This window comes from Vibrio sp. S/42/10 (genome assembly GCF_029890535.1).
GTDB lineage: Bacteria > Pseudomonadota > Gammaproteobacteria > Enterobacterales > Vibrionaceae > Vibrio > Vibrio cyclitrophicus.
Genome location: NZ_JAKMZC010000007.1, coordinates 25,716 through 50,252 on the forward strand (window position 1 = coordinate 25,716; position 24,537 = coordinate 50,252).

Consider the following 24,537-nt stretch of genomic DNA (forward strand, 5'->3'; position numbering starts at 1 on the left):
CTACAGAATAGAATTAGGTACAATCAGGTGCAAGACATTTGATTCATAAAGCAGCGCTATCATCGAGAGGTGACCGCTTTAGCATCAATACGACACTTAATAACTCAGGTAGAACATAAATGATTGAGCAGAAGTTAAAACAAGTATTCGGATTCGACTCACTGCGTAATGGGCAAAAGCAAGTCATTGATAATGTTCTATCTGGACACTCTACTGCCGCGATATTCCCTACAGGCTCAGGCAAGTCGCTTTGCTATCAATTACCAGCACTAGAGCTACCACACTTAACCTTAGTGATATCTCCACTGTTAGCCTTAATGAAAGACCAGCTCAACTTCTTGCACAGCAAAGGCATAAGCGCGGCCGCCATCGAATCAAGCCAAGACAGGCAAACCGCCCAACAAGTGATGCAGTCGGTACGTAACGGAGACACCAAGATCCTGATGATCTCGGTCGAACGCCTGAAGAATGAACGCTTTCGTCAGTTTATTTCCCAAGTACCGATCTCGTTACTCGTGGTCGACGAAGCGCACTGTATTTCAGAATGGGGGCACAACTTCAGACCAGACTACTTGAAGCTGCCTCAATACCAAAAACAGCTCAATATTCCTCAAGTATTGCTGCTCACAGCAACCGCAACAACATCTGTTATCCAAGATATGAAATCTAAGTTTGAGATCGCTGAAGAGCGTGTTGTGGTCACGGGTTTCTATCGTCAAAACCTCGACCTATCGATTCAACCTTGTGAGCAAACTAATAAGCTAGAAACCTTGTGTAATGTCGTTAACCAGGTATCTCAAGCGCCAACCATTGTTTATGTCACTCTTCAGCAAACGGCAGAAATGGTAGCTCAACAGCTTCGTAATGCTGGCATTAACGCCGTAGCTTATCATGCGGGTCTTAAGCCAGAAAATAGAGATACGATTCAACAACAATTCATGAATAACGAAGTGAACTGTATTGTGGCTACGATTGCTTTTGGAATGGGTGTCGACAAATCAAATATTCGACGAGTCATTCACTTCGACCTACCAAAATCGATAGAAAATTACTCGCAAGAGATTGGACGAGCAGGACGAGATGGTCAGCCATCTGAATGTATTTTACTCGCCAACAAGTATGGCCTAAGTACTCTAGAGAACTTTGTCTTTGGCGACACGCCAGACAACATATCCATTCAAGCGGTCTTAAAAGAGATATACGAAAACCAGAACATTGGTGCTTCTGGCACGAACCAATGGGAGATCATGCTCAACCAACTATCGCGAGAGTCCAACATTCGTCAGTTACCGCTAAAAACACTACTGGTGTATCTCGAAATTGAAGGTGTGATTGAGCCTAAATACAGCTACTTTGCCGATTATAAATTTAAGTTCATTCGCCCTAAGCAGCAGATCACGGAGCAGTTTCAAGGAGAACGTCGACACTTCGTAGAAGCAATTTTCCAATGTTCTCCTCAAGCGAGAGTTTGGTGCCAAGTTGATTTCGATGCGTTGTGGACACACTTCCAGGCTGATCGTCAGCGTGTTGTTGCGGCTATCGATTACTTTAATGAACAAGGCTGGATTGAGCTAGAAAGTAAGCAGATCACGGATGTGTATACAATCCACAATACCTCTGAAGATATGATGCAACTGTCGGAACGTCTAACTGAGCTATTTAAGGCGAAAGAAAACAGTGAAATCAACCGTCTTAACCAAATGCTGAGTTTCTTTGAAGGCGATACTTGCCTAAGCTCTCGTCTTGCGAGCTATTTTGCCGATGACAAAGCGCCAACAAACTGTGGTCACTGCTCTGTATGTCGAGGAGAAATTGCAATACTACCAACTGTCGATGTTGAATCGGTTGACGATGAGACTGTGATGACATGGATTCATGAGTTCGTATCTAAGAGTCAACAATTGATTACCGACGAAGCCATTACTCGTTTTCTATGCGGAATCGCCACCCCGCTTTCAACCAAGCTTAAAGCCAATAAAATGGTGGGTTACGGAAAATTAGAACAACAGCCATTCAGTGATACCTTAGCGCGAGTTAAACAGCTTCCTAGGTAAGCCAACTTCCATATTTAGATAAACCGATTAGGCTGTGAAGTCTAGTCGGTATTCAAACACCAGCACTTCTAAACTCAAGCTCTCAACGCCTTCCCCTAAAAGAAACTCAACTGACGCATTTGGTCTTTGGGTTGCAGCATTACGCTTAAACCAAGAAGGCGTATTTCTCGCCCCTGTTGTCTTTTCAGTATTTCACTTAACAGTTCTTTGAAGTGTTCGCGATCTAAAGAGGCGTGGATGTGTTCAATAGTGGTTTGTTGAAAATCAGCAAACTTGAGCTTAATTCCTTGCTTGATAATCGCTTTACTTGGGCTGGCTTTTTCTAAACGAGTTTCAAGTTCAGGAAATAGCTTATCTTCTATCACCTGCCAACACTCAGCATATGTTGATATGTTCTGAGTGAAGGTACGTTCTACGCCTACCGACTTTCTCTCTCGCTCAATGATAACTTCTCGGTCATCAATGCCGTGGCTACGCTTCCAAAGTGATGCACCTTGGCGGCCAAACCTCAGTAGTAAGTCTCGATAGTCAGATTCTTTAATGTCCTTACAAGTAAAGAAACCCGATTGATGCAGCTTCTCAATACTCACCTTACCAACACCGGGAATCTTTTCGAGTGGTAATTCGTCAATAACAGCTTGTACGTCTTGAGGCGGAATAACAAACTGACCATTGGGCTTGTTCAGATCTGAAGCCACTTTCGCCAAGAACTTTATTGGGGCAATGCCAGCAGAAGCCGTCAGGTTGAGTTCATTCCAAATATCACGACGAATCGACTCCGCAATCAATGTTGCTGAACCAAGACACTGCTTCGAATCCGTAACATCAAGAAAGGCTTCATCCAAAGACAGAGGTTCAATGATGGATGTATATCGAGAAAATATCTCACGAATCTTTTTAGAGGTCTCTACATAGACCGGCATCCTTCCTGGAACAACTAGCAAACCAGGGCACAGTTGTAGAGCTTTAGCTGTCGGCATTGCAGAACGAACACCAAACTTTCGCGCTTCGTAATTACACGTACTCAAAACACCGCGCTGTTTTTCATGACCACCCACTGCGAGCGGTCGATTGCGATAAGACGGGTTATCTCGCATTTCTACAGCTGCGTAAAAACAATCCATATCAACATGGATTATTTTTCTCACTTTCTCTTGGTCCGCACTACGCATCTAGAAATAACTCAACCTTACAACTGTATCTATGAACAGTATAATCAATTATTCTCAAATTTAAAATGATATAGAGTCCAGCTCAACAGGTTTCACTTCAATAGCCACCTACAATTCTGATAGTATTGTTAACGAGTATTTAGTCTATAAGTAGGGATCGCTTTTGAGTGAAAAAATACTAGTGGTAGAAGATAGCCGTGCATTCAGAAACTACCTTTACCAACAACTTAAGAACGATGGCTATGACGTAAAGTTAGCCGAATCAGTGGCACAAGCGAAAGCTATCTTAGAGCAAGAGACAGACTTCTTGTGTGCGGTATTAGATTACTGCTTACCCGACGGTCAAGATGGCGAGATCATTGATTTAGTACTTGGCTACCAACAAAAGATCATAGTGCTCACTGGCATGTTCAACAACACACTTCGAGAGCAGGTGCTCGCTAAAGGTGTGCTTGATTACATCCTCAAAGACAGCATGTCATCGGTAAGTTATTTACTTCCTCTCGTCAAAAGAATCTCGAATAATCGACATCACAAAGCTCTGGTCGTAGATGACTCAACTGTGGTTCGTCGGTATATCGTGCAACTTTTAGAACATCAATACATTCAAACGGTCCAGGCCGAAGACGGAGAACAAGCACTAAAGCTTCTCCGAAACGATCCTGATATTACTTTTGTCGTTACTGATCACGATATGCCAAACAAAGATGGTATTTCGATGACCCGCGATATTCGAGTTCACCACGACCGTAATCAACTCGCGATTCTAGGTCTATCTGGCAGTGATGACCGCACCATGACAGCACGCTTCCTCAAAGCTGGCGCGAACGACTTCCTTTATAAGCCCTTTAACCAAGAAGAGTTTTTCTGTCGTATCCATCAGTTGCTAGATATGAAAGAAGCGACCAACGAGCTATTTCGACATGCCAACGAAGATGCCTTAACTGGCCTTTGGAATCGTCGTTACCTATTCAATCAAACATGTAAAGGTTGCGAGCAACGAAGCATCGCGATGATGGATATCGACTTCTTCAAGAAAGTGAACGATACCTACGGCCATGACGGTGGCGATGCAGTGCTGATTGAAGTAGGAAAGATCATCAAAGACCACTTTAAAGATGACGTAGCGGTTCGTTTCGGTGGTGAAGAGTTTTGTATTCAATCATGTGGCCCATTTGAGGCCTTTGTCGAGAAGTTAGAATTAATGAGGGTTGCGATACAAAGCCAAAACGTAATGCATGATTCACAATCGATTAAAGTAACCATGAGTATCGGTGTTACTGACTTGGTTGGCAGTTTGGATGAACAAATCAAAGCCGCAGATGAATTGTTGTATACCGCAAAAGAGCAAGGTAGAAACCAGCTCATATTCGCTCGCAACAACCAACAAATTGAAAAATCGCAACTAAACTGACTAAACCAAAACAAAAGAGCTCAAGACCATTGGCCTTGAGCTCTTTGCATTTTAAGGAGCTCGGTGACACCAGCTCCAGAATCAATATCGCAAATTAAGCAATACGGTCTTTATTCCAAGACGCTTCTTTTTGTTGGCGTTCAGCCAGTTTTTCTTCACGGTATGCTTCGCGCGCTTCACGTTTCTTACGCGCATCACAAGGTTCTGGGCAGTTACATACTTTATCGATACCAACAGCACCTAAGCCACCACAGCTGCCTTTCACAACTTTCTTTTGGACTATATAGCCAATAGACATTGCTGTGATTACGGCAAGAAAAACACCAAATGTAATCAGAAATGTATTCATAATTCTCTCGCTTACCTTATTTACCTAAGTATGGCTTAAATGCTTCAGAAGCAATTTCTTTAAAGCCATCTGCTGTTTTTACCACCATGAATGCTGGGATGTCATGTTGGTTTGCGACTTCCATTCCTTTAACCTCACCTAAGACCATTAAGCCAGTAGATAAGCCGTCTGCAGTCATTGAAGACGGGTTTAAAACTGTCACAGAAACCACTTTATGGTGAAGAGGCTTTCCTGTTTCTGGGTTAATGATGTGAGAGTAACGCACACCATCACGCTCAAAATAGTTACGGTAATCACCAGATGTCGCGATCGCCATATCACCTGGTTCAATAATCTCTTGGATGTTACGCTCTTCAACGCTTGGTTTTTCGATAGCGATACGCCAGCCTACACTTTCGCGATTTAAACCCTTCAAGCGGATTTCCCCGCCCACTTCTACCATATAGTTGTGAATGCCAATTGAATCCAGATAATCTGCAACAACATCAACGCCCCAACCTTTTGCAATAGTTGAAAGATCAACATACAAGTTTGGTAAGTCTTTTTTCAGTTTATTGCCTTCAACGCTAAGATGATGAATACCAACCTTTGCCTTGCGAGCCGCTAATTCTTCATCTGTTGGAACTACTTCAGGGCGAGCTTCAGGGCCAAAACCCCACAGATTAACCAGAGGACCTACAGTAACATCCAACGCGCCTTCAGTAAGACCGTTCAAACGAATTGCTTCTTTCACTACAAGAGCAGTTTGTTCAGAAACTTCGAAAGCGTCAGCACCACGATGTTGATTAAAACGGCTCAGCTCAGAGTCCTCACGGTAAGTCGACATTTGATCGTTCACTTCTTCAAGCAGACGATCGATCTCGGTATGAACTTCATTTGACTCAGGAAACTCATCACCATTGATATACTTAATGTTATAACTGGTGCCCATTGTTGGGCCACTTAAATGCACTTGCTCTCTTGGCTGCTCACAGCCAGCAAGAAAAATCAAAGAAGTTAATGCAACAAGCCAAATTCTCACTTGCTTACTCCTATTTAATGTTGAGGATTTATATAAGGAAAAATAAGAGAATAAATAGGTATTTTTAACACCTTACTCTTTCTTATATAAGCCGTTGTATTGTCAAAAGCTATCTTAGAAAAACAAATGGCTGACTCGTAGGAGTCAGCCATAATATCAATCACTTAAATGGATTAACCACCAAAGTCATCTAGTAGGATGTTTTCATCTTCTACACCAAGATCTTTAAGCATGCCGATAACAGCAGCATTCATCATTGGTGGACCACACATGTAGTACTCACAATCTTCAGGAGCTTCATGATCCTTCAGGTAGTTTTCGTACAATACGTTATGGATGAAACCTGTGTAACCGTCCCAGTTGTCCTCTGGTTGAGGATCAGACAGTGCACAGTGCCACACGAAGTTTTCGTTTGCAGCCGCTAGGCCGTCGAAATCTTCAATGTAGAACATCTCACGCTTAGAACGTGCACCATACCAGTAAGACATCTTACGAGTAGAGTTAAGACGCTTAAGTTGGTCGAAGATGTGTGAACGCATTGGCGCCATACCTGCACCACCACCGATGAATACCATTTCATTGTCTGTGTCTTTAGCAAAGAACTCACCAAATGGACCAGAAATAGTACATTTGTCGCCTTCTTTAAGAGACCAGATGTATGAAGACATCACACCAGGAGCTACATCAGGGTTATTTGGCGGCGGAGTTGCGATACGCACGTTAAGCTTGATGATGCCTTTCTCTTCTGGGTATGAAGCCATAGAGTAAGCACGGATCGAATGCTCTTTAACGATAGACTCGTAACGGAACAAGTTGAACTTATCCCAGTCACCACGGTATTCCTCAGGAATATCGTAATCTGCGTATTTCACGTGATGTGGTTCAGCTTCAATCTGAATATAACCACCCGCGCGGAACGGAACCTCTTCACCTTCAGGGATTGCTAGAGCCAATTCTTTGATGAAAGTAGCTTCATTGTTATTCGAGATAACAGTACATTCCCACTTTTTAACACCAAAGATATCTTCGTCTAGTTCAATCTCCATGTCAGTTTTCATAGCAACTTGACATGCAAGACGTTCGCCTTCGCGAGCTTCACCTTTTGTGATGTGATCAAGTTCAGTAGGTAAGATGTCGCCACCACCAGACTTAACTTTTACACGACACTGACCACAAGAGCCACCGCCACCACAAGCAGAAGATACGAAGATACCAGCGCCAGCTAGGGCACCAAGTAGCTTGCTACCAGGTTGAGTAACGATCGCCTTTTCAGGGTCGCCGTTTACTGAAATAGTGATGTCACCTGATGGTACTAACTTAGACTTAGCGAAAAGAATCACTAGAACTAGAGCCAGTACAATAATGGTAAACATCGCTACGCCAAGAATAATGCTTTGCATTTGTTATTCCTTATTACTGGGTGCTTACCCTACAGTTGAACACCAGAGAAAGACATAAAGCCTAACGCCATCAAACCAACAGTAATGAACGTGATACCAAGGCCACGTAGACCTGGAGGTACGTCAGAGTACTTCATCTTCTCACGGATACCCGCAAGAGCAACGATAGCTAACATCCAACCCACACCAGAACCGAAGCCGTAAACAACAGACTCAGCAAAGTTGTAGTCACGAGTTACCATGAAAGATACACCACCAAAGATTGCACAGTTAACTGTGATCAGTGGAAGGAAGATACCTAGTGCGTTGTACAAAGGTGGGAAGAAACGGTCTAAAACCATCTCTAGGATTTGTACAAGTGCCGCGATAACACCGATGAATGCGATGAAGTTAAGGAAACTTAAATCGACACCTTCAACAAGCGCGTTTTCTTTTAGGATGTGTGTGTAAACAAGGTTGTTTACAGGAACAGCGATTGTAAGTACTACAACTACCGCAACACCAAGACCAAAAGAAGTTTTAACTTTCTTAGATACCGCTAGGAATGTACACATACCTAGGAAGAAAGAAAGCGCCATGTTTTCGATGAAAATCGATTTAACTAGCAGACTAATATAATGTTCCATGACTACCTTACCCCTTCGCTTCTACTTGTTCTGGTTTGAACACACGAATTGCCCAAATCAAGAAACCAATTAGGAAGAACGCAGAAGGTGCTAGAAGCATCAAGCCATTTGGCTGATACCAACCACCGTTGCTCACTAGAGGTAGTACTTCCATACCAAATAGTTTGCCAGAGCCTAGAAGCTCACGGAAGAAACCAACAGTGATAAGAACGAAACCGTAACCAAGACCGTTACCAATACCATCGATTAGAGATGGGATTGGTGCAGACTTCATTGCGAATGCTTCAGCACGACCCATTACAATACAGTTAGTAATGATTAGGCCTACAAATACAGATAGCTGCTTAGAGATATCGTATAGGTATGCTTTAAGCACTTGGTCTACCACGATTACTAATGATGCGATAATTGCCATCTGAACGATGATACGCACACTGTTAGGAATGTGGTTACGGATCAAAGAAACGAAGAAGTTAGACAGAGCAGTAACAAACATTACCGCGATAGTCATAACAAATGCTGTTTCTAGCTTAGTGGTTACCGCAAGAGCAGAACACACACCAAGAACCTGTAGCGCGATAGGGTTGTTATCCAACACTGGCGCTAAGATGCTCTTTTTAATTTCTTTTGCACTAGACATTAGTTCAGACCTCCATCACGAACTTTTGCTAGGAACGGACCAAAGCCCATTTCACCTAACCAGAAGTCAAATGTATGTTGAACGCCAACGCTGGTCAGTGTTGCACCTGAAAGGCCATCAACACCGTGCTCAGAACCTTGAGGAGCACCACCTTTAACTACCTTGATAGCTGGCTTGTGGTTGTCGTCGAATAACTTCTTACCAACGAATTGAGCACGCCAAGTTGGGTTCTCAACTTCACCACCAAGTCCAGGAGTTTCACCTTGCTCGTAGTAAGTGATACCAGAAACTGTGTTGCCATCAGTTTCTACCGCAACGAATGCGTACATCATTGACCATAGACCGTTACCGTGAACAGGGATGATAACTTTAGAAGTTTCAGCGCCATCTTTCACTAGGTAAACCGTACCAATGTTAGCACGACGAATGATCTTAGCGATGTCATCTTCAGCTGAAAGCTTGATTGACTGAGCTGGATCTTTTGCCGCTTTACGTTGGTCGTATGCAGCAGCATCGCCGTCAACGAAATCGCCAGTAGCGAAATCAACTAAACGAGGTTCGATGTTCTCTGCGTACAGTGCTGGAATATCACCTGCAAGTTCAATGCCCGCAACTTCAAGGATCTTAGTTTGCTGATCCAGAACTGCGTTAGCTTGTTGCTTAGGTTTAAGAACAACTGCAGCTGTTGAAACGATGATTGAGCACACTAGGCTCAATGCGATAACAACAAACAGCGTCTTTTTAATGCTATCGTTATTACTTGCCATAGCGCGCTAGTCTCCGCTTAATGTTCTTCTCGATTACAACGTGGTCAAACAGAGGAGCAAATAAGTTTGCGAATAGAATCGCAAGCATCATGCCTTCTGGGTATGCAGGGTTAACTACACGAATCATTACACACATTGCGCCGATTAGGATGCCGTACCACCATTTACCACCGTTGGTAAATGACGCTGATACAGGGTCTGTTGCCATGAAGAACATACCAAATGCGAAGCCACCTAAAACTAGATGCCAGTGCCAAGGCATGCTGAACATTGCATTAGTGTCAGAACCGATCACGTTAAACAATGTTGATACAGCAATCATACCGATCATTACACCAGCAATGATGCGCCATGAAGCAATGCCCATGTATACAATCATTGCAGCACCGATCATAAGTGCAAGCGTTGATACTTCACCGATAGAACCTGGGATGTTACCAATGAACGCATCCATCCAAGTGATCGTCTCACCAGATACTGTATTCATTAGTGCACTACCACCGCCTTGAGCCCATTGGCTAAGCGCAGTTGCACCAGAGAAACCGTCAGCTGCAGTCCAAACTACGTCACCTGAAATCTGTGCAGGATATGCAAAGAACAGGAACGCACGACCAGCAAGCGCAGGGTTCAGGAAGTTACGACCCGTACCACCAAAGATCTCTTTAGCAACAACAACACCGAAGGTAATACCTAATGCTGCTTGCCATAGAGGAAGTGTTGGCGGAACGATAAGCGCAAATAAGATAGAAGTAACAAAGAAACCTTCGTTGACTTCGTGTTTACGTACCATACAGAACAGTACTTCCCAGAAACCACCAACGATAAATACCGTTGCGTAGATAGGTAAGAAGTAAGTCGCACCCAAGAGCATCTTACTGCCCCAACCTGCATCGGCCCCTAAGGAGGCGCCTAACATTTCGGTTAGCCAGTAGTGCCAGTTACCATCAATGATAGAAACCAGCTCTGCACCTGAATACATGTGGTTTAGTGCTGCGATAGCTTGACCACCTGCGTTATACATACCCCAGAACATTGCTGGGAATACCGCAAGCCAAACCATGATCATGATACGTTTTAAGTCAACGCTGTCACGGACATGTGAGCTTTTCTTTGTAACTGTACCTGGTGTGTAGAACAGTGTTGCTGCAGCTTCGTAAAGCGCAAACCACGTTTCGTGTTTACCACCTGGTTCAAAATGATGCTCGATGTCTTCAATAAACTTTTTAAGGCCCATGAAAATTACCCTTCCTTCACAATTATATCTAGGCATTCACGAAGTAACTGACCGTACTCGTACTTACCAGGACATACAAAGGTACACAGTGCTAAATCTTCTTCATCTAGCTCTAGCGCACCAAGTGCTTGTGCACTATCAACGTCGCCAGCGCATAGATCGCGAAGCAGCAAAGTAGGCTCCATATCTAATGGCATTACTTTCTCGTAGTTACCAATTGGAACCATAGAGCGATCACTACCGTTTGTTGTCGTTGTCATGTTGAACAACTGACCTTTAAACACGTGACCAAGGAATGAACGAGTAACAGAGAACTTGTTCTTACCAGGCATTGCCCAACCAAACAGCTCTTTATCACGACCTTCACGAAGAACCGAAACCTGTTGATGGTAACGGCCAAGGTAAGCATGTGGACCTGAAGCGTGAACACCAGATAACACTGAACCTGAGATCAGGCGAACTTCACCTGGCATCAACTCGCTGTCCGTTAACTCTTCAAGGCTAGCACCAATTTGAGTACGAACTAGACGTGGGTTGTTAACTACTGGACCAGCCAGAGAAACAACACGCTCAGAGTAAATCTCACCAGTAAGGAAAAGCTTACCGAATGCGATAACATCTTGGTAGTTAATGCTCCACGCTACGTTTTGTGCATTTACCGGGTATAGGTAATGCATATGCGTGCCTGCAAGACCTGCAGGGTGTGGGCCATCAAAAACATGTTCTTCAACGTTAGACTGAGCTGAACGAGGTAAGCTAGTACCTTTTTTACAAACGTACACTTTACCGTTAGTCAGAGTTGAAAGAAGATCCAAACCAGCAACGAAAGCATCAGACTGCTCGTTAATGATTAATTCTGGCTCAGCTGCCAACGGATTAGTATCCATAGCAGTTACGAAAATAGCCTGAGTTTCAGAATCAATGGCTGGAACCTTGCTGAACGGACGAGTTCGCAAAGCGGTCCATGCGCCAGACTCAACTAACTGAGATTTAACCGTTTCACGGTCAAGACCTGCTAGTTGGCTAGCTTCATAGCTATTGAACGTGATTTGCTCATTGCCTGCTACTTCAATCACTACTGATTGAAGAACACGCTTAGCACCACGGTTCACTTCAATAACTTTACCGCTTGCTGGAGAAGTAAATACAACACCTGGGTTCTTTTTATCTGCAAAAAGAACTTGGCCTTTCTTCACTTCATCACCAACGCGAGCATGCATCGTAGGACGCATACCAACGTACTCTTCGCCAAGCAAGGCGACTTTAGTGATGGACTTACCATCATTAATCACCTGGGATGGAGTTCCTGCGATAGGAAGATCCAAACCCTTATTTATTGTAATCATACGCACTTGCACTACTTTATCGGGAAAAAGATTCTTTTAATTGCGTAAATTCAGGACGTTTTAAACTCGCCCTTAGACACGACATTACAGTGTCCGGTTTTGGTAAATTTGAGATACCAAAATCGCAACATTTTCATAATAAAATCACCACACGAATCATGTGAGATTTATCAGGTGCGATATTCTAGCATTTTTTGACAACTCGATGCCATGACCAATAACTTGAATACAGCCTTTATTTGGTGAGATTTGAAGCATATGGCCTCTCAAATATGTATAAATTTGACGAGCCGCACAGATAAAATGGCTTTTGAATCGTGTTTTAAACAAGAGATTAATACTCTGTCACAAACTAATATTTTACTAGTTATGTTGAAACACTGTTAATAAAAACATTACTCATTGTAGGTATTTGAGCCCGTTCAATTTGACATCAGTTTGGGTGATATAAGAACGAAAAATACATAAGTTTGACGACAAAAAAAGCGCCATGGCGCTTTTCTCTGTATATAGGCCTTCTTACTTTCCGCCACCCATACACATTGGACTGTCTGGCACGCTATCTAGCTGCTTCATCCATTCATCTTTTGTATAAGTGTGAATAGACAGTGCGTGGATATTATTGGCTAACTCTTCTGAAAGTGCCTTATTTACCGCTCGATGACGAGCAATAAGGCGCAAACCTTCAAACACATCACTGACAACAATCACTTTAAAATGACTCTCAGAACCAGCCGGAACATTGTGCATATAGCTCTCATTCACCACGCTTAAATGACTTGGTGAAAACTCATTGTGCAATTTTGTTTCGATAACTTCTTGGATCATTGTGATTCCTTAATAACGTATTGGCATTACTGTGAGGTGATTATAAACCCTAACAGGTCGACTGTCTGAGTATTTCATTGCAGACGGCATCGGTTTGGTTGAGTTTTTTCTATCTTGTTTAGCCTGCATTTGAGACAATATCTCTGTTATTTCTTATTATAAGCACCTCAAGTATGAAAACCGATCTTACCCTTCTCGATAGAACTTTGACCTTACATCGTTTCCCTAAACGTTCAAATGAAACTCTTCAAGCTTGGGATGCGGGCGACGAATACATTATCAACCATGTTGAAGAGATGAATCTTGAACCTGGTAAACACATTTTAATCATGAACGATAGCTTTGGTGCTCTATCTACTTGGTTCTCCAAAGATCATGATATCACGATGATGAGTGATTCTTTTATCTCCCATCGTGGCGCACTGAAAAACTTACAACGTAATCAAAGTAATCGTGTGAGTTTCTTAAACACAATGGATGCGATCCCACACGGGATTGATCTTGTGATTATGCAGTTGCCGAAAACAAACCGTCACCTGATTTGGCAGTTAAGCCAATTACGTCAAGCGTTACCTGAAGGCTGCCAAGTCATTGGGGTAAATAAAGTGAAAGAGATACACACTTCAACGCTTAACATTTTTGAAAAATATCTAGGCGAAACAAAAACATCGCTAGCAAAGAAAAAACATCGCTTAGTCTTATCTTCTCCAAATTGCCAGCCGATTCAAAAAGTCGAACCTTACGTTGAGTGGGATGTAGACGGTGAAGATATCCGTCTGAAAAATTTACCAAATGTTTACTCAGGGGAAGCACTCGATCAAGGCGCTCGTTATATGCTAGAGCACATCCCTCAAGATCCTGAACTACGTCATATCATCGACTTAGGCTGTGGTAATGGCGTATTGAGTGTAAAAGCAGGCCAATTAAACCCACAAGCTCGTATCACTTGTGTGGATGAGAGCTTTATGGCTGTGGAATCAGCACGACAAAATGTAATAGATAACCTAGGTGAAGAAGGCAACTTTCAGTTCATTGCTAACAACTGTTTAGATGGCTTTAAGAAAAACAGCACTTACTTGGTTATGTGTAATCCTCCATTCCACCAGCAACAAGCGATTACTGATCACATTGCATGGCAAATGTTCTGTGATGCAAAGCATGTTCTAAGCAATGGGGGCAAATTAATTGTTATTGGTAACCGTCACCTCGGATACGATGTAAAACTAGCGAGATTATTTGGTGAAGCGAACGTTGAAACGCTTGAATTGAACCAAAAATTTGAGATATTACAAGCAACAAGAGAACCTGCTAACTTTAACAAATAGGCAGTAGACCGCTTTAAAATACCGAGCTTCTTGTGTGAATTTAGAAAGGATAAAGGAATGAAAAAACTGATTTTGGCTGCCTCTATTATGGCTTTAACAGCATGTTCAGCCCCTCAGCAAGAACAGATCAACGTAATGCCAGAAGCTTCATTAAGCTCAAGCAACCTTGTGCAAGGCAAAACATACACGTTAACCAGTAAAGATGTACGTGCTGCTCAGTATGTTGCATTGGTTGATAGTGGACGTTCAAATATCCAACCAATTCACGCAAAGCAAAATATGCGTATTTCTCTGGAAAACGCTTTAGCACAACAGCTAGAGTCACAAGGTTTTCGTGCAAGCGTAAACAGTGAAAACTCTGTGGTTTTAGAAATTCAAGAAGCACTTGTTACCGTCAAGCACACCATTATGGAAAACCAAATGGACGGTAAAGTGACGCTTGAAGTAACTGCTGAAACACCTGAAGGTAAGCTAGTTAAAACATTCAACGGTACAGCGACTCGTACCGGAGCACTAAGCGCATCAAACGACGACATCTCAATGGTGCTTAACGATGTGATCAACTTGGTTCTTACTGAAATCGCGAATGACCCTGAACTACAAAACTACATGAAGGAACGTTTCTAATGAGCCGCATTCTTACTTCTATCGCATTAATGCTGGTGAGCGTGAGCGTTTGGGCTGGTCCTAAAGTGAACGTTGAAACAACATTAGGTGACTTCACTATTGAACTAAACCAAGAACAAGCACCGATTAGTGCTGAGAACTTCCTAAAATACGTTGAAGACGGCAGCTACGAAGGCACTATCTTCCACCGAGTTATTCCGGGCTTTATGGCACAAGGTGGTGGCTTCGATCAGGACATGAATCAACAAGCGACTTATGCTCCAATCAAGAACGAAGGCAGTAACGGTCTAAAGAATGATACAGCAACGATCGCTATGGCTCGCACTAATGCGCCTGATTCTGCGACTCGTCAGTTCTTCATTAACTTTGCTGACAATGATTTCTTAAACGCGAAAGGCGGTAATCCTGGTTACGCTGTATTTGGCAAAGTGACTGAGGGGTTTGATGTCATTCAAAAGATGGCCACCATTCCAACTAAACGAATGGGACGTATGTCAGACATCCCAACCGACCCAATCGTCATCACCAACGTAACCCTTCTTAAGTAACCTCATCAAACGCCCTTATTTCTTAAGGGCGTTTTTCTATACAAGGACGCCCTATGTCATCAGGCACTCCCTCTCTTACTTGGATGCAGACTTTCCGCAGCTACCTAGATAAACGCTTACTTTGGGTGTTTATGTTAGGTTGTTCGAGTGGCTTCCCATGGGTTCTTATTGGCTCCAACATGTCTGGATGGCTTAAAGATGCGGGCTTAACTCGCGCTGCAATCGGCTATTTTGGTAGCGTATTTGCAGTCTACGCCATTAATTTTTTATGGGCTCCCTTGGTTGACCGAGTCAAGTTGCCAATCCTGCACTCCATTCTAGGTCAACGACGCAGCTGGATATTTTTATGTCAAAGCTTTGTATTGATCTGCACATTATTAATTGCAGGAGTGAACCCAGCCAATGATCTGATGTTCACTTCCATGCTTGCGCTTGGAATTGCAATTGCTTCTGCTACTCAAGATATCGCGATTGATGCTTTCCGTATTGATTCATTTCCAAAATCAGAATCATCAAAATTGCCACAAGCTTCTGCTATGGCCGTTGTCGGATGGTGGACAGGTTACTCACTTCCGGGTTATCTGGCATTTATCAATGCCGATTCTATAGGTTGGAACGGTGTATATTACGGTATGGCTGGTGTCGTCGTCGTTCTGATGTTGTTCACGCTGTTTGTTGGTGAGCCGATTACCAAACGTGAAGCACTACAAAAAGAAGCTCTGCAACGTCATAATAAAGTGGTGGGTTCAAAAGTTGTGGCGTGGTTCAGTGTCACAGTATTAGAACCGTTTTATGATTTCTTTAGGCGGAATGGTGTTCAGGTAGCGATTACTCTTCTGCTGTTTGTATTCCTATTTAAGATAGGCGAAGCTTTCTTAGGGCGAATGTCGATCCCCTTCTACAAAGAGATAGGCTTTAGCAACGAACAAATTGGTCACTACTCCAAGCTAATTGGCTGGGGCGCAACAATATTCTTCACCTTGTTAGGCAGTATCTTCAATGTCAGGTTCGGTATTGTGCGCGGGTTGATGATTGGCGGTATAGCAATGGCAGCCAGTAACCTGATGTTTGCATGGATAGCTAAAGCGGGCCCAAGTGAAACTCTGTTCTTGGCAACAATTATTGTCGATAACTTTACAACGGCATTCTCGACAGTAGCATTCGTGTCTTTCTTAACACTATTAACTGGGCAAGCCTTCTCTGCAACCCAGTATGCATTACTCGCATCCTTGGGTAACTTCGGTCGCACCACGCTGGCTTCCTTCAGTGGTGAGTTGGTTGATTTCCTCAATGATTGGTCAACCTTCTTTATACTGACCTCATTAATGGTCATTCCAAGCTTGATCATGCTTTATTCGTTACGCCACTTTTTCACTGATTTATTAGAAAAAGCTAAAACCAACCAAGAATAAGAGCAAAAGAAAAAAGAGGATAGCATTGAGCTGCCCTCTTTTGTTTTCTGATTACTGACATCACAGATCTAGTCTGTTGTATCACTCACTAATAAGTTGAAGCCCATTCCCGCCACATCATCAATCGCCACAACTTGATAAACGACACCATCAGCTAAGGTTGCAGGCGCAGAGTCAATGGCAACAGTAGTTGGGTCTCCTGCTACAGTAATCGTCACGTAGTAAGATCCCGCTGCCACATAAATACCATTCGCGTAATCTTTGAATTTCACGTTACTCAATGCCGGTGTACTTCCTGAAATTCCCACGTTTTCGGTTAAGTAAATGTCAACTAACGCTGCGATTGGGTTAGCCGCTGCATGAGTAATATTCAATACCGCACTAGTGGCAACAGGGCGTCTATTTTCCGGTACAACCAGAGCTTCCAAATTAAGATTCGATACTGTTCCTACTGCATACACACTGTAATCCATACCAGTAAACACAGCTAAACCATCAACATCAATAAATGTGGGAGACGTCGTCGCAGTTTCATAGATGTCAATATCGTAGCTCCCTGCCGCTAGATCTAAGAACCCACGAACTTCTTTAAACATCAAATCATCAAGCGGAGCAAACTGGGTTGAATTCACATACACATCTACATTTGGTGCACCATCCACAAGGTGCCCCACTCTTACTTCTGCGGTTTCTGCCATATCGTAAATCAAAGATGAGCCTTTACCATCCATCACCATAAGTTTCACTGGAGACGCACTGTTTGAATCAGCTCTAGGTACCGCCGCTATAGTCAACTCACTACCGCCAGACAGAGTAATTTCTCCGAATCAAAAGCAATAGCACTACCACTCACTGTTTCTAGTCTCACTCGATACTGCCCAGCAGGGATATTCAGAACGTCTGTGAAATCTTTATACCCTAACGTCCCGAGAGGTGTGCCTAGAGGATAACTCGGACCTGTAACGTATAAGTTCACATCCCCAACACCAGATGCCGCATGAACAACCTGCACATCTAAACTTGAGCTTGTTGCTGTACCACTCGCAGGTCTCGTCACGACTAACGCTTCAACTGGATTATTCGAACCGTCAGCATCACCAACTACCATCACTGTATAATCAGTATCGCTGCTCAATTCAAATTGGTTTTGAGGTAATACAGTTAAAACGACATCGCCAGGGAGTTGAACGTCAACTTGAACGGAAGTCTGCCCAGCTGTCACTGATGTATACCCTGATGCGTTGGCATAATCGACACCCGTCCAACGTGCCTGACTGTTAATCAAAACATTCGCAAGCGGCGCATCTGGTGACGCATGTACCGCTTGAATTTGCGTTGTGGGCTCATCGTCGTCATTACAGCCGACAATAAAAAACGCTGAAATTGCTACTGCTAAAATTGGTGAATATTTCATTAGTCTTCTCTCCAAAACATTTAGAACAGCTCAACGCACAAAAGGAAGTTTCTTAAAAGTCTGTCAACACTCAATCTGTGTATAGCGCAAAGAACTGTCTCGTTATCTCTTTTTAGTGGTAAGCAACAGGGTTTGTAATCCGATTTACTCGTCACCAGAGTTCTTCATTAAATGACTCCAACTTCATTACGGAGTCGGTCAAAAATAGATCAAAGCAAAGAAAACGAGACAGACGATTTAACCCATTTTGGGGAAGAAAAAGCTTAGAAAGGAATACTGTTGATTTTGATATGCATGTCACTCTATTCAGTAGAATCGTTTGCTTAGGATGGTATTTCGCCAATTTATCCACAAAATAATCAAATTTCACAAAACCAATAGAATTAGTGGTGCATCAAGATGCATTGCAATCTTAAAGTTCCGTCATTTAGATCATTAGTGTGATCAGCCTCACCATAATAATTATAGTTTTCACTCCGTCTCACTTTTATTTGAGAACAAAATCGCTATTATGCTCGGCATTCGGACATATAAACACGCACGGATTAGCGGGTTACTTATTTCAAACATAGAGAGTTCCATTATGCGTAAATCACTTTTAACTCTTGGCCTACTTGCAGCAGCATCTGCTCCAGTAATGGCGGCTGATTATTCTGACGGCGACATCCACAAAAATGATTACAAGTGGATGCAGTTCAACATTATGGGTGCAATCAACGAGAAAGGTCCTTACGAATCTACTCATGATTATCTAGAAATGGAATTTGGCGGTCGCTCAGGAATCTTCGATCTGTACGGCTATGTTGATGTATTTAACCTAACATCAGACTCAAGCAGCGATAAAGCAGACAAAGACGGCAAAATCTTCATGAAGTTTGCTCCTCGTATGTCTCTTGATGGCCTAACTGGTAAAGATTTGTCTTTTGGTCCAGTTGAAGAGTTATACCTTTCAACTCTTTTCGAGTGGGATGGTAACAATGGTGGTGTTAACACTCAGAAAGTTGGTCTTGGTTCTGACGTAATGGTTCCATGGTTCGGTAAAGTTGGCCTAAACCTATACGGTACATACGATTCAAACCAAAAAGATTGGAACGGCTTCCAAGTTTCAACTAACTGGTTCAAACCATTCTACTTCTTCGAGAACGGTTCATTCATCTCTTACCAAGGTTACATCGATTACCAATTCGGTATGAAAGATGAATACGCTCAAGTAAGCAACGGCGGCGCAATGTTTAATGGTATCTACTGGCACTCAGATCGCTTTGCAGTTGGTTACGGCTTGAAACTATATAGCGATGTATACGGTTTTGAAGACGGCGCTGACCTTCCATGGGATGCAAGTTCACAAGCTGAATCTTCTGGCGTAGGTCACTACGTAGCGGTAACTTACAAGTTCTAATCGAACTTCTAAGAAAGTTTCCTAAATGGCACCCTCGGGTGCCATTTTTTATTGCTTTCATTTAATGCCTCGCTATCCTTGCAGCACCACTTTCTTATCTCGGTATTGCTGTGAACATTACTATTGTTGGGCCTGGGGCTATTGGCTCTTTGTGGGCGATAAAACTACTTCAAGCGGGTCATAATGTCTCTTTGTGGGGCCGCTCTGCTAACAACTCAATGGAACTATCATTGGATGAGCAAGCTTCTCTTTCCTTCAGTAATCACAATGTCGAAAAGCTATCTGAAAGTGATCTAGTCATCTTCACGGTCAAAGCTTGGCAAGTAGAAGAAGCAACCACTCCGCTACTTCAACACCTCGATCCCGACACCATTCTCATGTTCCTGCACAACGGAATGGGTGCGGTCGATCAGATAGCAACTCAAATTGATGCTCACCCAGTAGTATTGGCGACTACCACCCAAGCTGCATTCAAACCCGACCGCAATAATGTATCTCACACAGGAATCGGCCAAACACAATTGGGGACTTTTAACCTCAAGGGTCAACAGTGCACTTTTTTAGTCGATGTGTTGGAACATGCCTTACCAACTGTAAGTTGGAACCCAGAGATAAAAACAGCGCTATGGACTAAGCTCGCCATCAATTGTGCCATCAACCCATTGACTGGGCTGGAACAAATCACAAACGGAGAGCTTGTTGACCAAAGATTTAGCGAAGTTTTGAGTTCTATAATTAGAGAAATCACACAAGTGATGCTGGCAGAAGGCATTACTTGTTCATTCGACGAATTAGAGACAAGCGTCAACAAGGTTATTCAAGCGACAGCAAAGAACAACTCTTCAATGAAGCAAGATATGTTTTACCAACGAAAGACAGAGATCGACTTCATTACCGGACACCTAATAAAGACGGCACTTAAGCATCAGATAGATGTTCCTGTTAACCAAAAGCTCTTCGATCAGGTTAAAGAACGAGAAAATAGTTGGAATCAGCAAGATTAGTCAGCAACCGTTCACAAGTCGCGATAAAATAACGATACCGCTCAGCATAACGCTAGCACCAATTTCCAAGATTTTAGGTAAAAATAGATGCTTGATATCAATCACATCCGAGAGCAGTTTCCTGCGCTATCACAAACCATCAACCAACAACCGTTGATTTACTTAGACAGCGCGGCAACGACACAAAAACCTCAGGTGGTTATTGATGCCATTAGCCAGTATTACTCCAAGCAAAATGCCAATGTTCATCGTGGTAGCCACAGCTTAACAGCGAACGCGACCAGTCAGTTTGAAGCAGCAAGAGATAAGGTCGCTCAGTTTATTGGCGCGACATCGTCAAAAGAGATCATCTGGACTCGCGGTGCCACCGAAGCGCTCAACCTAATTGCTCAAACCTACGCAAGAAGCACGCTTCAGCCCGGCGATGAGATCTTGGTTAGCGAAATGGAGCATCACGCCAACATTGTACCTTGGCAAATTGTGGCAGAACAAACCGGCGCTAGAGTCGTTAAAGTACCGATGACATCAGATTGTGAATTTGATCTACAAGCTTTTGATCATCTGCTTAATGATAAGACCAAAATTGTTGCATTAGCTCAGATAACCAACGTTACCGGTTCTCGTCAGCCGATTAAAGCTGTCATAGAAAAAGCCCACATGAAGAATGCGATTGTTGTGGTCGATGGCGCACAAGGCATCGTTCATGAGCCAGTTGATGTTTCTTCTTTAGATGCGGATTTCTATGTTTTCTCAGGGCACAAGCTCTATGCCCCTGCAGGTATCGGTGTCCTTTATGGCAAACTTGAATTGCTCGAAGTAATGCCACCTTGGCATGGTGGTGGCAAAATGGTCGAGCGCGTCTCTTTCTCTGGCACCACATTTTCTGAACTGCCTGGTAAATTTGAAGCTGGCACGCCAAACGTGGCGGGAGCCATCGCATTAAGTACAGCGATAGAATGGTTACATAAGTTTGAGCAGCACGATGTGGAAACTCACATCCACCAGCTACAACAGAAAACCTACCAAGCACTCAACCAATTGGATGATATCCAGGTTCTTGGCTACAAACCCAATTCAAGTGTGATTACTTTTGTGATGGACGGTGTTCACCATCAAGATATTGCGACACTGTTGGATCAACAAGGTATTGCGGTTCGAGCAGGACATCATTGTGCTCACCCATTGATGGATGCGCTTAATGTAAAAGGAACGGTTCGAGTTTCATTTGGTATTTACAACAACATGGATGATGTTGAAAAGCTCGTTGCGGCGATAGAAAAAGCCGTTGATATGCTATAAATAGTAAAGAATAACGAGTAGCGAAATTATTTAGGGTTGGCGTTTAGCGCCAACCCTTTTTGTTTCTGTATATCTAAGAGATGCTAAGCACTTAGCTCTTGGATTTGAGCAACAATCGCTTTTAATCCATTACCGCGAGATGGGCTTAGATGAGTAATTAGACCGATGTTTTCAAAGTAACTATCAATATCGAACGATTGTATCTGTGCTGATGTTTTTCCATCAAAAGCAGACATCACTAATGCGATAAGGCCGCGAACGATACGAGCATCAGAATCAGCACAAAAGTACCAAACACCGTCGATGTTCTGAGAAACTAGCCAGACTTGGCTTTCACAACCAGAAACAACAACCTGCTCATTTTTCAGCTCGTCAGGCATGGTTGGCAGTTTCTTGCCCCATTGAATCACTTGACGATAACGGTCTTCCCAACCGCTGAAAGTCTGCATCTTTGCGACAATATCATCACTGGTAATTTCTTGGCCGAATGGAGAACTTGGAAATGACGTCATTTTTATATCCAGTAAATTCTTAGTAAGCTCAAAGTAACGAGTTACTTAGTATGCTTTTGAACGATCTTTTCTACGATACGTGAAACCGCCACAAAACCAAACGTAGCCGTTACCACCGTTGCTGCGCCAAAACCTGTCGCACAATCCATTCGTTTTGGCCCTTCTGCGGTCGCTTTCGCAGCACATACACTGCCGTCAGCTTGAGGGTATTTAAGTTGCTCAGTCGAGAACACACAATCGATGCCAAACTTACGTGCTGGGTTCTTAGGGAAATTGTGATGACGACGTAATGTGTCTTTCAACTTCTTCGCTAACGGGTCTTGAATCGTCTTAGTCAGATCAGCCACTTTGATTTGAGTTGGGTCGACTTGGCCACCCGCACCACCCGTGGTGATCACTTTGATTTTGTTACTACGACAATACGCCAACAGCGAAGCTTTAGCTTTCATGCTATCAATCGCATCGAGAACAAAATCGAACTCTTTCGACAAATACTCAGCCTGATTGTCAGGACCAATAAAGTCATCAATCAGGTTCACTTTACACTCAGGGTTAATCAACTTAACGCGCTCAGCCATCACTTCGATTTTGCTCTTGCCAACCGTACCCGACATAGCGTGGATCTGACGGTTAATGTTAGTCACGCACACGTCATCCATATCGATCAACGTTAGCTCACCTAAACCAGTACGTGCAAGCGCTTCAACCGCCCATGAACCGACGCCACCAATACCGATCACACACACATGTGCCGCTCTAAGTATGTCGACTTCACTATTGCCATACAGACGGCGAGTGCCACCAAATCGTTGGTCATAGTTTTCTGAAGCTGGTGTGGTCAATTCACGCATTATTGCCGCCAATTTATTTCTGAGAAAAAGAAAAGAGTGCGTTTTATACGCACTCTTGAATTAAAAGTCTAGGGGATTAGCGATTCGCTTTCAATGCCCTATTTTATCGTCGTTTACTCAACCTTCTCAGGAGGCAAAGCCCAAGGCGCTTCGGTTGCAGAGCCATCTAGGCCAAGTTTCCATACACGACCAAAGTGCTTATAGTGACCCGCTTCAGTACCCGCTCTTGGCCCCATACCATGGTAGAGATCTAAATGGTTCTGCTTAACTGCGCCGCCCGTATCCAAAACCAGTAACAATCTTAGTTGGTGCGCGCCGCTCCACGTGCCATCGGCATTCAACAATGGAACCTCAGCCAAAATAGGTGTACCCATAGGTAATATCGAACGATCTCCAGCAACGGCAGCCATTGGTAACAATGGAATACCAGCACTTCCCATTACCGACAAATCTGCTCTAGAACTAAAGAATACAAAAGAAGGGTTTTGTTCAAGTAGCTCTTTTACCACTTCAGGCTCATTCGCCAATACCCACTCTTTGATTGCTTTCAGTGACATTTTTTCACGAGGAACCAAGCCTCTATCGATCAATACACGACCAATACTCACATAAGCTTTGTTGTTCTTTCCTGCATAAGCAAAGTACTTGAGCGTGTCGTCGTCACCAAAATGCACAAAGCCACTACCTTGCACTTCCATCATAAACGGGTCGATACGGTTTGCTGCATAGCCAAGTTCAAGGCCTTGCCCATCCAACGCACCATTGTAGATTTCTTCGCGAGTGGGACACTCTTTACCGCAATCAGGGAGCCCATAGACAGGAAATTGATATTCTTCGTTCGCTTCATGGCGTAATTCTATGACTGGAGAAAAGTAACCAGTAAACAAAACATTACCTTGCTTATCGCCACCACCAAGTTGAGCGGTTTGAACACCGAAATTAGCTAATTCGCTAGGATCGCCACTCAGCATCGCCCACTCATTGAGTTGCTGATACAACGGTTCATAGATCTTAGCCATTGAAGGAGATTTAGAAACCACCATCTCAGCTTGTTCTGCAAATGCGGTGTAGTCTCTTGGTTTGTTGGATTCAACCTGATCGACCTTATTTAAGGTACGAGGAAATTCATCATCAAGGTGTTGTTGAGCACGATCGGTGGGTTGAGCACAGCCAAATAGTAAAGAGGCAGCAACAAGGGGAAGCCATTTTTTAATCACAAGAGTCATCCTAAAAATTCTATGCATCGAGGATGACAAAAACGGTCAGATAACACAATCTTAGATTGTAAGAGTTTA

22 protein-coding genes and 1 pseudogene are annotated in these 24,537 nt (G+C 43.3%); 9 read left to right on the forward strand and 14 right to left on the reverse strand.

The annotated features are described in order from the left end of the window. Positions 1-119: 119 nt before the first annotated feature. Positions 120-2,054: a RecQ family ATP-dependent DNA helicase gene (locus L8S15_RS09745; RefSeq protein WP_010439066.1), complete on the forward strand. Its 1,935-nt coding sequence runs from the start codon at positions 120-122 to the stop codon at positions 2,052-2,054. Positions 2,055-2,149: 95 nt separating this feature from the next. Here the strand turns inward: L8S15_RS09745 and dinB are convergent, their stop codons facing one another. Then, on the reverse strand, positions 2,150-3,226 hold the full coding sequence (gene dinB / locus L8S15_RS09750) for a DNA polymerase IV (protein ID WP_010439064.1): 1,077 nt from the start codon (positions 3,224-3,226) through the stop codon (positions 2,150-2,152). A gap of 163 nt (positions 3,227-3,389) precedes the next feature. Here dinB and L8S15_RS09755 point away from each other — a divergent pair, with 163 nt between their 5' ends. Continuing rightward, positions 3,390-4,640, forward strand: a complete 1,251-nt coding sequence (locus L8S15_RS09755) for a response regulator (protein WP_010439062.1) — start codon at positions 3,390-3,392, stop codon at positions 4,638-4,640. Positions 4,641-4,734: 94 nt separating this feature from the next. Here the strand turns inward: L8S15_RS09755 and nqrM are convergent, their stop codons facing one another. The 9 genes from nqrM to bolA all read right to left on the reverse strand — a co-directional run bounded on the left by nqrM (position 4,735) and on the right by bolA (position 12,851). Continuing rightward, a complete protein-coding gene (nqrM, locus tag L8S15_RS09760) occupies positions 4,735-4,989 on the reverse strand; it encodes a (Na+)-NQR maturation NqrM (RefSeq protein ID WP_010439061.1) in 255 nt (84 codons plus the stop codon). Between the two features lie 16 nt (positions 4,990-5,005). Beyond that, on the reverse strand, positions 5,006-6,010 hold the full coding sequence (locus L8S15_RS09765; RefSeq protein ID WP_010439058.1) for an FAD:protein FMN transferase: 1,005 nt from the start codon (positions 6,008-6,010) through the stop codon (positions 5,006-5,008). Positions 6,011-6,183: 173 nt separating this feature from the next. After that, the gene (gene nqrF / locus L8S15_RS09770; protein ID WP_010439056.1) at positions 6,184-7,410 is read right to left on the reverse strand and encodes an NADH:ubiquinone reductase (Na(+)-transporting) subunit F; all 1,227 of its coding nucleotides are present in this window, start codon (positions 7,408-7,410) and stop codon (positions 6,184-6,186) included. A 29-nt stretch (positions 7,411-7,439) separates the two neighbouring features. Beyond that, positions 7,440-8,036, reverse strand: a complete 597-nt coding sequence (gene nqrE / locus L8S15_RS09775; RefSeq protein ID WP_009848375.1) for an NADH:ubiquinone reductase (Na(+)-transporting) subunit E — start codon at positions 8,034-8,036, stop codon at positions 7,440-7,442. Between the two features lie 7 nt (positions 8,037-8,043). Then, a complete protein-coding gene (locus tag L8S15_RS09780; RefSeq protein ID WP_010439052.1) occupies positions 8,044-8,676 on the reverse strand; it encodes an NADH:ubiquinone reductase (Na(+)-transporting) subunit D in 633 nt (210 codons plus the stop codon). Next, entirely contained in the window at positions 8,676-9,443 is a 768-nt protein-coding gene (locus tag L8S15_RS09785; RefSeq protein WP_010439050.1) for a Na(+)-translocating NADH-quinone reductase subunit C, read from the reverse strand. Before L8S15_RS09785 ends, L8S15_RS09780 begins: the two co-directional genes overlap by 1 nt. Next, positions 9,433-10,677 carry an NADH:ubiquinone reductase (Na(+)-transporting) subunit B gene (locus tag L8S15_RS09790; protein ID WP_010439046.1) on the reverse strand — a complete coding sequence of 415 codons (1,245 nt, stop codon included), beginning with the start codon at positions 10,675-10,677 and terminating at the stop codon, positions 9,433-9,435. The genes L8S15_RS09785 and L8S15_RS09790 overlap by 11 nt, the downstream gene beginning before the upstream one ends. Before the next feature lie 5 nt (positions 10,678-10,682). Beyond that, positions 10,683-12,023, reverse strand: a complete 1,341-nt coding sequence (locus L8S15_RS09795) for a Na(+)-translocating NADH-quinone reductase subunit A (protein ID WP_010439044.1) — start codon at positions 12,021-12,023, stop codon at positions 10,683-10,685. Between the two features lie 519 nt (positions 12,024-12,542). Continuing rightward, a complete protein-coding gene (gene bolA, locus L8S15_RS09800) occupies positions 12,543-12,851 on the reverse strand; it encodes a transcriptional regulator BolA (protein ID WP_010439043.1) in 309 nt (102 codons plus the stop codon). A 173-nt stretch (positions 12,852-13,024) separates the two neighbouring features. Here bolA and L8S15_RS09805 point away from each other — a divergent pair, with 173 nt between their 5' ends. Genes L8S15_RS09805 through L8S15_RS09820 form a run of 4 tightly spaced genes read left to right on the forward strand, consistent with a single transcriptional unit; the run spans position 13,025 to position 16,763 of the window. Beyond that, entirely contained in the window at positions 13,025-14,176 is a 1,152-nt protein-coding gene (locus L8S15_RS09805; protein WP_280572871.1) for a methyltransferase, read from the forward strand. Between the two features lie 57 nt (positions 14,177-14,233). After that, positions 14,234-14,803, forward strand: coding sequence for a YajG family lipoprotein (locus tag L8S15_RS09810; protein ID WP_010439040.1), 570 nt, complete (start codon positions 14,234-14,236; stop codon positions 14,801-14,803). Next, complete coding sequence (locus tag L8S15_RS09815) at positions 14,803-15,351, forward strand: peptidylprolyl isomerase (RefSeq protein WP_010439038.1); 549 nt, start codon at positions 14,803-14,805, stop codon at positions 15,349-15,351. Before L8S15_RS09810 ends, L8S15_RS09815 begins: the two co-directional genes overlap by 1 nt. 53 nt (positions 15,352-15,404) lie before the next feature. Then, positions 15,405-16,763 carry an MFS transporter gene (locus L8S15_RS09820; RefSeq protein WP_010439036.1) on the forward strand — a complete coding sequence of 453 codons (1,359 nt, stop codon included), beginning with the start codon at positions 15,405-15,407 and terminating at the stop codon, positions 16,761-16,763. 68 nt (positions 16,764-16,831) lie between these two features. Here L8S15_RS09820 and L8S15_RS09825 read toward each other — a convergent pair. Continuing rightward, positions 16,832-18,177 (reverse strand): annotated as a pseudogene (locus L8S15_RS09825) (DUF4397 domain-containing protein). Between the two features lie 583 nt (positions 18,178-18,760). On the opposite strand from L8S15_RS09825, the gene L8S15_RS09830 reads away from it, so the two are divergent. From L8S15_RS09830 to csdA, 3 genes are all read left to right on the forward strand, one after another. After that, positions 18,761-19,576 carry an outer membrane protein OmpK gene (locus tag L8S15_RS09830; RefSeq protein WP_016784788.1) on the forward strand — a complete coding sequence of 272 codons (816 nt, stop codon included), beginning with the start codon at positions 18,761-18,763 and terminating at the stop codon, positions 19,574-19,576. A 110-nt stretch (positions 19,577-19,686) separates the two neighbouring features. Further along, positions 19,687-20,580, forward strand: a complete 894-nt coding sequence (panE, locus tag L8S15_RS09835; protein ID WP_102360681.1) for a 2-dehydropantoate 2-reductase — start codon at positions 19,687-19,689, stop codon at positions 20,578-20,580. Between the two features lie 87 nt (positions 20,581-20,667). After that, positions 20,668-21,879, forward strand: coding sequence for a cysteine desulfurase CsdA (gene csdA, locus L8S15_RS09840; protein ID WP_016790317.1), 1,212 nt, complete (start codon positions 20,668-20,670; stop codon positions 21,877-21,879). 83 nt (positions 21,880-21,962) lie between these two features. On the opposite strand, the gene csdE is transcribed toward csdA, so the two are convergent. The 3 genes from csdE to mltA all read right to left on the reverse strand — a co-directional run bounded on the left by csdE (position 21,963) and on the right by mltA (position 24,468). After that, the gene (gene csdE / locus L8S15_RS09845; protein WP_016768336.1) at positions 21,963-22,391 is read right to left on the reverse strand and encodes a cysteine desulfurase sulfur acceptor subunit CsdE; all 429 of its coding nucleotides are present in this window, start codon (positions 22,389-22,391) and stop codon (positions 21,963-21,965) included. Positions 22,392-22,432: 41 nt separating this feature from the next. After that, on the reverse strand, positions 22,433-23,242 hold the full coding sequence (gene tcdA, locus L8S15_RS09850) for a tRNA cyclic N6-threonylcarbamoyladenosine(37) synthase TcdA (RefSeq protein ID WP_016768337.1): 810 nt from the start codon (positions 23,240-23,242) through the stop codon (positions 22,433-22,435). A gap of 113 nt (positions 23,243-23,355) precedes the next feature. After that, positions 23,356-24,468 (reverse strand): murein transglycosylase A, encoded by a 1,113-nt coding sequence (mltA, locus tag L8S15_RS09855; protein WP_016787619.1) that lies wholly within the window; start codon positions 24,466-24,468, stop codon positions 23,356-23,358. Positions 24,469-24,537 lie beyond the last annotated feature (69 nt).